Annotated in this window: 1 protein-coding gene; it reads right to left on the bottom strand. The window is 75.3% G+C overall.

The annotated features are described in order from the left end of the window. On the bottom strand, window positions 1-2067 hold a 2067-nt coding region (locus B7767_RS28590; RefSeq protein WP_256923605.1), incomplete at its 3' end, for a type I polyketide synthase. Window positions 2068-2106: the final 39 nt, after the last annotated feature.

The raw sequence follows: 2106 nt of genomic DNA, 5'->3' as shown, positions 1-2106 counted from the left end.
CAACAGCACGGGGGGTTCGCCGACGGTCCCCTTGCGCAGCACCCGCAGGTCCAGGCCCATCGGCACCAGCACCGGCTCGGAACGGGCCGTCGCGGTGTCGAACAGCGCGAGGCCCTCGCCCGGCGTCAGCGCGGGCGTGCCCTGACGGCGCATGCGCCGGAGCTCGGCCTCGCCGAGGCCGTCCCCCATCCCGCCGCCGCCCCACAGCCCCCAGGCCAGGGACTGCGCGGGCAGTCCCTCGGCGCGGCGCCGCACGGCGAGCGCGTCGAGGAACGTGTTGGCGGCGGCGTAGTTGCCCTGGCCCGGCGCACCGAGCACGCCCGCCGCCGACGAGAACAGCACGAAGGCGCCGAGGTCCTGGTCACGGGTGAGGTCGTGCAGGTTGAGCGCGCCGTCCACCTTGGGACGCAGCACCTGGTCGAGGCTGTGCGGCGTCAGGTTGGCGATCATGCCGTCGGCCAGCACACCGGCCGTGTGCACGACGGCGCCGAGGGTCCGGTCCGCCAGCAGTTCCCGCAGGGCGTCCCGGTCCGCCACGTCGCAGGCCGCGATCTCGACCGTCGCGCCGAGGCCGGTCAGCTCCCGGTGGATCTCGGCCGCGCCCGGCGCGTCCATGCCCCGGCGGCTGGTCAGCAGCACGTCGCGGACGCCGTGCTCGACGATCAGATGGCGGGCGACGAGCGCTCCGAGACCGCCGGTGCCACCGGTGATCAGTACGGTTCCGGGCCCGGCCCAAGGGGTTTCCTCCCCTTCGGACGCCGCCGGGGTGCGTGCCAGGCGCGGCACCAGGAGCTCGCCGTCGAGGACGCGCAGTTCGGGCTCGCCGGACGCGACGGCGCGGGCGGTCGTCTCCGGGTCGTCCCGGTCCGTCTCGAGCAGCGCGAAGCGCTCGGGGTCCTCGGCCCGGGCGGCGCGCACCAGGCCCCACGCCGCGGCGTGCGCGAGGTCGTCGCCGCGGGTGACCACCATGAGCCTGCGGCCGGTGAACCGTTCGTCCGCGAGCCAGGTCTGGAGGGCCCGGAGCGTGTGGTCCGTGACCGTCCTGACGTCGTCGGCGATGTCGCCCGTACCGGCGGGCAGTGTCAGTGCGACGGTCGCGGGCACCTGGCCGGAGAGCTCCGACAGGTCGGTCACCCCCGTCCATGCCGCCCCGGCGGCGGACGTCACGGCGGGCGTCCAGGTGATGTGGAAGAGGGAGCCGTCGGGCCCCGTGCGCACCGGCGCGAGCTGCTCGGCCGAGACCTCCCTGCTGATCAGGGACTCCACGGACGCGACAGGGCGTCCCTGCGTGTCGGCGACGTGGATCTCCACCTCGCCCTTCCCCTTCGGGATCAGCCGGACCCGTGCGGCCGTGGCGCCGCTCGCGTGCAGCCGGACTCCCTTCCAGGCGAACGGCAGGGCCGCCGCGTCGTCGTCGCCCGGGGCGAGCATCAAGGCGTGCAGGGCGGAGTCGAGCAGTGCCGGATGCAGCAGGAAGGGCTCGGCTCCGGTCCCGTCGTCGAGCGCCACCTCGGCGAACGTCTCGTCGCCGACCCGCCAGGCCGCCCTGAGTCCCTGGAACACCGGGCCGTATGCGAAACCGAAGTCCTGGAGGCGTTCGTACGCGCCGTCGACGGTGAGCCCCTCCGCCCCGGGCGGCGGCCACTGCGTCAGGTCGAAGGCGGCGGGGGCGGCGGCTTCCCCGGGCGCCAGCGTGCCCTCCGCATGCAGCGTCCAGGCCGTGTCCTCGGCGGCGTCCTCGGCGCGCGAGTGGAGGGTGAGGGGGCGCCTGCCCCCGTCGGCCGGTCCACCGGCCGTCAGCCGCAGCCGTACGCCGCCCGCCTCGGGCAGGATCAGCGGCGCGCGCAGCGTCAACTCGTCGAGGACGCCGCAGCCGAGCTGGTCGCCGGCGCGCACGGCCAGTTCGACGAAGGCCGTGCCGGGCAGCAGCGTCGCGCCGAACACCGCGTGGTCGGCCAGCCAGGGCTGGGTGTCCGTCGAGAGGCGTCCCGTGAACACCACCGTCTCCGGGTCCGGCACCGCGATCTCGGCCTTGAGCAGGGGGTGTTCGAGTGCGGTGAGCCCCATGGACGCCGCGTCGCCACCGTTCCCGGTCACCGGTCCCGA

This window comes from Streptomyces sp. 13-12-16 (genome assembly GCF_002114215.1).
Taxonomy (GTDB): Bacteria; Actinomycetota; Actinomycetes; order Streptomycetales; family Streptomycetaceae; genus Streptomyces.
Note: the sequence above shows the minus strand (reverse complement) of the source record. Positions and strands in the feature narration are given on the sequence as shown.